General features: G+C 71.4%; 6 protein-coding genes and 1 pseudogene. 2 read left to right on the top strand and 5 right to left on the bottom strand.

Annotated features, from left to right (window positions below):
• Nucleotides 1–664: 664 nt before the first annotated feature.
• The 3 genes and pseudogenes from IEW07_RS21325 to IEW07_RS21320 form a co-directional block, all read right to left on the bottom strand.
• Nucleotides 665–1513: a PEP-utilizing enzyme gene (locus IEW07_RS21325; RefSeq protein ID WP_229742023.1), complete on the bottom strand. Its 849-nt coding sequence runs from the start codon at nt 1511–1513 to the stop codon at nt 665–667.
• Nucleotides 1514–1589: 76 nt separating this feature from the next.
• Nucleotides 1590–1853: pseudogene (locus IEW07_RS21880) on the bottom strand (PEP/pyruvate-binding domain-containing protein); the annotation flags it as partial.
• Nucleotides 1854–1938: 85 nt separating this feature from the next.
• A complete protein-coding gene (locus IEW07_RS21320) occupies nt 1939–3141 on the bottom strand; it encodes a PEP/pyruvate-binding domain-containing protein (RefSeq protein WP_229742022.1) in 1203 nt (400 codons plus the stop codon).
• 381 nt (nt 3142–3522) lie between these two features.
• Here IEW07_RS21320 and IEW07_RS20375 point away from each other — a divergent pair, with 381 nt between their 5' ends.
• Complete coding sequence (locus IEW07_RS20375) at nt 3523–4077, top strand: hypothetical protein (RefSeq protein WP_188540578.1); 555 nt, start codon at nt 3523–3525, stop codon at nt 4075–4077.
• 108 nt (nt 4078–4185) lie between these two features.
• Here the strand turns inward: IEW07_RS20375 and IEW07_RS20370 are convergent, their stop codons facing one another.
• Entirely contained in the window at nt 4186–4707 is a 522-nt protein-coding gene (locus tag IEW07_RS20370; RefSeq protein WP_188540576.1) for a hypothetical protein, read from the bottom strand.
• A 670-nt stretch (nt 4708–5377) separates the two neighbouring features.
• On the opposite strand from IEW07_RS20370, the gene IEW07_RS20365 reads away from it, so the two are divergent.
• Nucleotides 5378–6373, top strand: coding sequence for a nuclease-related domain-containing protein (locus IEW07_RS20365; RefSeq protein ID WP_229742021.1), 996 nt, complete (start codon nt 5378–5380; stop codon nt 6371–6373).
• A 141-nt stretch (nt 6374–6514) separates the two neighbouring features.
• Here the strand turns inward: IEW07_RS20365 and IEW07_RS20360 are convergent, their stop codons facing one another.
• The gene (locus tag IEW07_RS20360) at nt 6515–7279 is read right to left on the bottom strand and encodes a hypothetical protein (protein ID WP_188540574.1); all 765 of its coding nucleotides are present in this window, start codon (nt 7277–7279) and stop codon (nt 6515–6517) included.
• Between the last annotated feature and the right edge of the window lie 586 nt (nt 7280–7865).

Here is a 7865-nt window from a genome sequence, read left to right as displayed (position 1 = left end):
TCCACCCCCTCCACCCCCTCCACCCCCTCCACCCCCTCCACCCCCTCCACCCCCTCCACCCCCTGCGCCCACGACAAGGACAGCGACAAGGACAGCGACAAGGACAGCGACAGGGGCCGCAACCGCCGGGTGAGGCACCAGGCCTTCCGGCGCATCGGATCCAGCTCACCCGCCGGCTGCCCGGACACCCCGAAGCGCTCGCACCCTCCGGCGGGGGCCGGGGAGAGATCTCCTCGAACGAGGGCCAGCGAGATGACCGCGAAGACAGCGACCGTGACACCTCCCCGCGACGGGGACCGCGCTACGGGACCCGCGGGGAGAACTGGTCCGGGGTGGTCATGGGCGCCTGGATCGCCGCCTCGTCCTGGTGGCCCCTGCAGCAGGGGTGGAACGACCTGCACGTGGTCTTCCTCGGCCTGGCCCTGGGATCGTCCTGGTGTCCAGCGGCTGACGGGCCCTGGTGCGTCGCCCCCAGCATGCCCGGCAAGGGTGACTCCCGAACGGGGACAGCACATGCCTCCGGCCACCCTGACAGCCCCCCCCCCGGATGACATCGTCGTGTCGGGTGCGCGCAAGAGGGACCTTTCCTCCCGTCAGGGGCTGGTCTCACGCTGCCCTGGTGCGAGGGCCCCGCAGCGACCTGAGGCGGAGTCCTGCTGGGCCGTTACGGGCGATCACACTGATCGTCGGTGCCCGGAAGCTCCTGCGTGAGGTGCATCCGGATCAGTCCCGTGGCGCCGTCGAGGGTGACCACCTGGCCCTCGGTCAGCCGGGTGGTGGCCTCGGGCACGCAGATCACGGCCGGGATGCCGTACTCGCGGGCCACGGTCGGGCCGTGGGCGATCGTGGAGCCGGTCTCGGTGATGAGTCCGCCGAGGGTCAGGAACAGCGGGGTCCAGCCCGGGTCAGTGGTCGGGGCGAGGAGGATGTCACCGGGCCGCAGCCTCGCCTCGGACGGGTGGTGGACGATGCGGACCGGCCCGGTCGCGACCCCGGCGGCCGCCGGCTGGCCGACCAGCACGTCCGGCCCGTACTCGGCCGCGGTGTCATCAGGCACCTCCGGGGGATTCGTGCCGTCGGACAACAGCAGGCCCGGACCCTGCCGCCGTCGAACCTCGCGCTCGTGCTCCCGACGCCGGCCGGTCACCACCGCCGGCAGGTCCGCCCCGCGTGAGGCGTCGAGGGCCTCGTCCAGGGTCAGGAACATGATGTCCTCCGACTGCTCCAGCAGGCCGCGCCCGGCGAGGTCGGCCCCCGCGGTGAGCAGCTGCCCGCGCACCTCGGCCAGCGGGCTCAGCCAGAGGAACTTGGGCAACTCGCGCAGTCCAGCCAGCTCCCGGACCCGGCGCAGCAGGCAGCCGGCGACCCGGGCCCGCAGCGGCCGGGTCCGCTTCGCGCGATCGATGAGCTCTGCCAGAGCGGTCTCCGCTTCGACGGCGGCGCGAGCGAACCGGGCCGGCGGAGCCTGCTCCGGGTCGCTCACCTGCAGGTAACCGGCCAGGGCGGCGAACACGGGGGCGGAGTCCTCGCCCCCACCGGGGGGAGCCGACGTCGATCTCGGCGCTGCCGCGAATCCCGTACTCCTCCAGGAAGGCCCTCAGGCCGAACTCGGGCAGCTCCCCGCCCACGAAGCGCCCGGCGAGCTCGCCCGGGGCGGTGCTGACCAACAGCTCGCGGTGAGCACCGGCGGCCTCAGCCACGGACCAGAGCTTCAGGTCCATCTCGGTGGTGACGTCGTGGGGCATCCCGCGCAGGGTCGCATTCAGCTCCCCGGGCCGCAGAATGCCGCCCAGCAGCCATCGGGCCACCCCCTCAGCGATGAGCGCCGCCCACAGCGGCGGCAAGGAACGCATCATCGGCCCGGTCATCATCGGCCCGGTCATCATCGCATCCTGCCAGCCGGTGGCACCACGGATCCGGCCGGCCGTGTCCGCCGGTTCAGCCCAGGGCTGCCGGCGGACCTGCTCGAGCTCGCCGAACGCGCGCTCGCGGGCGGCGGCCGGCCGTGCCAGGGCCCGCCCCGCGCCGGCCAGCGCGGCCGGCACAACGGCCAGCAGCAGCCCGCGCCGTCGCCCCGGGGGAGAACCCGCGCTGACCGGAACGAACGCGACGGGGCGCGTAGCGGGGGTCCTCCAGGACGTGCCGCACGCCCCGCGCCACGGCCGGACCGTAGACCTGCACCATCTCCGGGACCCGGGAGTGCAGGCGCGGGCTGCGGACGAAGCCGGTGAGGTCCATGAACAGCCGGCCGCCGATGACGACGAGGAACTGATCGACCACGGCGTCGTCGACGCCGATGATCTGCAGCCAGCGGCGGGTCCTCTCCCGCAGCACGGACACACCCATCGGAGTGACCGGACCCCGCAGGCCCTGCATGTGGCCGACCTCCAGGTAGATCCGGGGATCGTCCCGCCCCGGGTCGGTCCCCGGCGGGAGCGGGAAGAGAGTGGTGATGGCCCGCGACTGCAGCAACCACAGCGTGCCCTGCGCATCGTAGGCGAACTCGCTGTCCTGCGGGCCGCCCAGGGCGCGCTGCACCCGCAGCCCGCTCTGCTGGAGCTCGCCCAGCTGGTCAGGGGAGAGACAGCCGTGATCGTGGTGCTCAGGGAGCGGGCCGTGACCGGCCAAGACGTAGTGGTCGGTGTCCATGGTGCCCTCCACCACACCGGTGCCCAGCCCCGGCACCGCATCGATGACGGTCTCGGTGCGGGTGCCGGTCAGCGGGTTGGCGGTGAACATCACTCCGGCGGCCCTCGGGGTGATCATGCGCTGCACGACGACGGCCATCGCCAGGCCCTCAGCCTCCAGCCCCTGCCCAGCCCGGTAGGCGACGGCGCGCTCGCTGTCCAGAGAGTCCCAGCACTGCCGGATCGCCTCCAACAGTGCGTCCTCGCCCGCCACGTCGAGGACGGTGTCCTGCTGGCCGGCGAAGCTGGCGCCCGGCAGGTCCTCGGCCGTAGCGCTGGAGCGGACGGCGACGGGGCCGCCGCCGAGGTGTTCGTAGGCCCTCAGGACTGCCTGCTCGGGGATGGTGCCCGAGCGGTAGGCCTCGGTGGTCAGGCAGAACCCCTCCGGCACTCGCTCGCCCGCGGACGTGAGAGCCCCGAGGCCGGCGGCCTTGCCCCCGACGAGCTCGGTCATGTCCGGGTGATGTGGGCGAGGTCGATCAGGTCCATGGGATGCCTCTCTGCTGGCCCGGGGGTTGGCAGGAGGTGAGGAATGGGCCGTCCGATGCCGCGTTCGTAGCTGATGATCTAGTCCGACCGTTGGCAGGTCAACCTCCCCGTGCCCTGAGGCATCAGCGGCTATGCGTGGCGGTGCTGCAGGCGGCCCTGGCCGGCCACTGGCGGGGCACGTACCTGTCGATGCCATCTGAAGACGGACCCTTGGGCGCCGGGTGGGTTCTAGTAGTACTTCCTGAGGTCTGCCGCTGGGACGTTGCCAGGTCAGAGCACTATGGCGGTTCCGGTCCCCCTTTTGTGCGTCGTGATTGCCTCCGCGCCGGCCGGTAGCCTCAGGTTCATGGACCGGCACGCCCGGGGTGCTGACGGTGACGCCACGGCGGATGAGGGAACGTCACTTCCCACCGCTCGTCAGGTCCTCGTGCGTGCCCTCCCCGCCGCCGCGATCATGATGATCGGCATCCCAGTGCTCGCTTGGTGGCTGGTAGATGCGGCCGGTGGGATGACCACACGGTGGTGGCCTCTGCCGCTTCTTGCCTTCCTTGGGCTGGTGGGGCTCGTCCATCACTTCGCCCAGGCGCCACCTCCGCCCTTCGACAGGCGGGCCAGCAATGTGCGATGGCCAGGCGCCCTCTCCTCAGCGGGAAAGTTCGGGACCGTGCCAACGGATCCTGACGTGCGGACAACTGCCGGGGTGGTCCCCTGCACCGACGTCGAGACGATCGTGGTGGTCGCACCGTTTGTCCTCGGCGGGGCCTTTGCCCTGCTGATCCGCCCGGAGTTCCCGTGGTCTGAGGCCATCACCCCGATCGCGATCACGCTGGTCTTCGTCTTCACATCCCGGCACGGGTGGGCCTACCTGAAGGTGCTGCACCCCAAACCCCCAGCCGGCTGACCGCCACCTCCACAGGAGCAGCGAAGTCGTGGGCGACCTGACGAAGGACTACTCGCGGGGTCAATGGCCGGTGGAGACACCACCGAGGTGTGCAGCGGGTCCGTGAGCTCAGCGGCGGCTGCGGCCCCGACCGCGCCGGCGACTGGAGGAGGACGGCTGGCGCTTGCGCCCCGGCGAGGAGCGCCGGTGAGCGGGCTTGTCGCCGCCGGCGAGCAGGTGCTCCGCGCCGGCGAACAGCGTCGCGGCGACCAGCAGCACCCCGCCGTCGTTGCCCAGCAGGTAGTCCAAGTCCAGCACCACGGTGGAGCGCTGCGCGGCGAGGTCGTTGGTGACCCCGACGGTGAAACCGGTCGCCGCCGCGCTCGCCGGGAGGGTCTCGGCCCGCTCCACGGCGGTGACCTCCACCTCGGGCAGGTCCTGGCCTGCGAGGCGGTGCTCCACCAGGACCTGCTGGCCCAGGCTCAGCAGCGCCGGCACCAGGGTGGTGGCCGGTGCCTTCACCTCCTCGGGCAGGGCCACGGCGAGCCGGGCACGAGTGCCGGCAGAGGTCATGCGCACCCGGGCCGCGAGGGCGAAGGAGCCGACGACCGGGGCGTGCCCGAGGGCAGGGGAGGGGACGGCAACGCTCAAGAGGACTCCAACCACGGGGAAGGGAGAGGGCGTCCCCAGAATCTCACCCCCCCCGGATGCTGACCCCCAGCGATGGCCGCGGTCGGGCGAACACCTGAGGTCGGACAGCAGCTCCTGCTTCTGACCCCGGGCCAGTGCTTGAACTGCGTCCACGGTGAGCACAGGAGGTCCTGCCGCAGGTGCGGCCTCGACGTCGGACCCACCCACTCTCGCGACGGACCCGTCCGGCCTCAACCCACCTCAGGACCGAGCCCCTCTCAGCCACCGGAAAGACCCGCACCCCAGGGACAGACCACACCCCGGCCCCTGTCCTGCACCGGGCACCCGCACGACCCGGGCGCTCGCGGGACCCTCACCGCTGCGCGGTGCTCTCGCGCTCACCCGTGCGCTCGCGGCGGTGGCGACGGATCCTCCGGGACACGCTGATCACTTCATCTGCTGACTCACCCTGTCCACCCGAGACGGATCATTTACCTTTGCACATAAACGGGTGGGGGCAGGGAACGAGATGACAGAGCCAGCACGACCGCAGGGCAGGACCCCGTCGGAAGGAGACGACCGGCGGGCCAGCGGCACAGAGGACTCAGCGACCAGTTCCGACCACCGTGACCTGAACGCCTCCCCTGTGGTGGTCAACCGGTGGCAACGCTACGGCAAGGACCGCCTGTACGTGGCCCAGCCCGATGGGGTGAAGATCGGGTGGTGGGACCTCACCACCGATGAAGCCCACCCGGACTCCCCGCAGTTCCTGCCCGCCCTGGTAGCTGCTGTGGCACGGTGGAAGGCCGCCCGGCCGCCCGGCGGCCTAACAGCCGTTGCTCCCCTAGATGCCGTACCCGGTGCGGCATCCGTGGCGGACCGGCCGCTCACCCCAGCCCATCCCGTGCCTCCGCCCGCTCCGCCCGCCCTGTCCGCTCCCGACGGCGCCCACGTCGTCCCGGCGCTCGCCGGGAACCCCTGGCCGGCCGAGGACATGCCCGCGACGGGTGCCGCGCAACCAGCCATCCACACCTCCGAGCACAGCACTGCTGGACCCGGAGCCCGGCCATGGATCGATCTGGCCGCCCACACCCCCGGGGCCCAGGCCCGGGAACAGGCCCGCACGGCGCGGGAGGCCGCGCCGGTGAAGACAGTCGTGGCCCGCTTGCTGGGTGTCCACACCGAGGAGCGGGCCTGGCGGATCGGGGCGGATGGGGAGGTGAAGGTCGCCGCCCAGTTCGCCAAGGTGGTCGCGAGGGATCCTCGGTGGCGGGTGCTGCATGCCATCCCGGTCGGGGAGCGGGGTGCTGACATCGACCACCTGGTCATCGGCCCCGGTGGGATCTTCACCGTCAACGCCAAGCACCACCCCGGGGCACGGATCTGGGTCGGCGGAAACACGGTGCTGGTCAACGGCCACCGGCAGCCCTATGTGCGCAACAGCCGTCACGAGGCAGCCCGGGCGGCCAGACTCCTCACCGCCGTGTGCGGCTTGCCCGTGCCGGTGGAGGCTCTGGTCGTGACCGTGCGCGCCGAGGACGTGGTCCTCAAGCAGCAGCCCGAGGGGGTGTCGGTGGTGCCCCGTCACCAGATCGCCCGGTGGCTGTTGCGTCATCGGGACATCCATACCCCTGAGGTCCTCGAGGCCGTTTACGAGGCGGCGCGGCGCTCCACCACCTGGCGGTAACGGCCCCGGGAGCGGCTGGTCATCGGGGTGGGCGGTGAGCATCGGACCGCCCGTGCTCCACGGTGGGAGTCATGTGGCCCGGGCCGAGGGTGGGGCAGAGTCAGTGACTTGTCCGGTCTGTGGGCAGGGGGCGGACTGGGTTCAGGCCCAGTGTCCGGTGCGTGGGCCGGTGCAGGCCATTCTGGTCTTGTAGCGGTGGGGGCCGCGTAGCGGGCGGTGTTGGACTTCGGCGATCAGCCATCCGGTGTGTGCCGCCTCGGGGTGCAGTTCGATCAGCTCGGTGTCGCCGGCGGAGACCGTGGTGGGGGTCCAATGGTCGGGGCCGGGCAACTCGGTGTCGATGATGATTTCTTGTCCGCCGAGGGTGAAGGGCGAGGGCACGAGCACGTGTTCTCCCCAGGGGCCGGTGAAGAAGCGCTGCCCCCAGGGGAAAAGGGAGACCGGGGCCAGCTGGGCCTCGATGAGCGGTTCCACGGCGGCTTCGAGCGCGGTGGGCCATTGTTGCTGGGGGAGGGTGTGGAAGTGGGTGGTGCGGATGAAGCGGACTCCGCCTTTGGCGGTGTTCTTGCCCAGGTAGCGCCCGGAGTCCAGTAGGGCGAGGTTGAGCTTGTCGCCGTAGTCCAGTTGCCAGGTGAAGAAGACGGCGTTGTCGAAGCGGGGCCGCGTGGTGAGTGTCCCGAGCCGGGATGGTGTCGCAGAGGCGGTGGTGCCGGGCGACGCTGGGTTCGGCTGGGCTGGGGTCGGCTGGGCCGGGGTCGCCGTAGTCGTAGCAACGGTCGTGGTTCCGACCCGGCGCACCTGTCCCGGCTGCCCGGCCACCGCGTCCGCGACGGCCGCCACCAGGGAGGTGATGACGTCTTCGGTGATCGACTCACCGTGCGTGACGACGTCGTATCCCCCCCCCACGGGTGCTGCCCGCCCAGGCGCAGGCGGATGACGGTCCACCCCACCTGGGCGAACAAGGCGTTGCGCACCACGTCGTGGAGGACGCGCCGGCCGTGGGTGTAGAGCGGATCGACCTCCACACAGACCGTGGTGTCCCTGATGATGAAGTCGGGGGTGAGCACGGGGAACTTCCCGCTGAAGGGGTCCAGCCCGCACTGGATGGCCCAGCCCCCGCTGTCACGGACTTCCTGGGGTGACGAACCATGGGCTCGGTGGGGGCACGCACAGGGTGGGCACCAACGGCCGGCTCTCCTGACCGGTGAGGTAGTGCATCTATCCGTCGCGGGCGTGATCTCCCATGGTGATGACCAGACCCAGCTCCGGTACCAGGGGCATGAGCCTTATCCAGCCATGGTGCTGCGGCCAGGACCTCGGGACCGGTGGCGTTGTTGGTGGTCTTCCCGTCCACGGACGGCAGGTACCAGGGGACGATGTTCCACAACAGCAGCTCTGCTCGCTGCAGCCTGGCCTCCTCACCCACGGTGAAGAGGGTCGCCGCGGTCTGGTCGTCGTTGCCGACGGAGATGATCCCGGAGCCCCGGGGGGG

Origin of the sequence: Kocuria dechangensis, assembly GCF_014636775.1 — a bacterium.
GTDB classification, from domain to species: Bacteria; Actinomycetota; Actinomycetes; order Actinomycetales; family Micrococcaceae; genus Kocuria; species Kocuria dechangensis.
This window is presented reverse-complemented; position numbering and strand designations above follow the sequence as displayed.

Bases quoted from the DNA above. Each gene is read 5' to 3' on its own strand.
- IEW07_RS20375 (WP_188540578.1), top strand. From the start codon at position 3,523: ATGGACCGGCACGCCCGGGGTGCTGACGGTGACGCCACGGCGGATGAG.
- IEW07_RS21320 (WP_229742022.1), bottom strand. From the start codon at position 3,141: ATGACCGAGCTCGTCGGGGGCAAGGCCGCCGGCCTCGGGGCTCTCACG.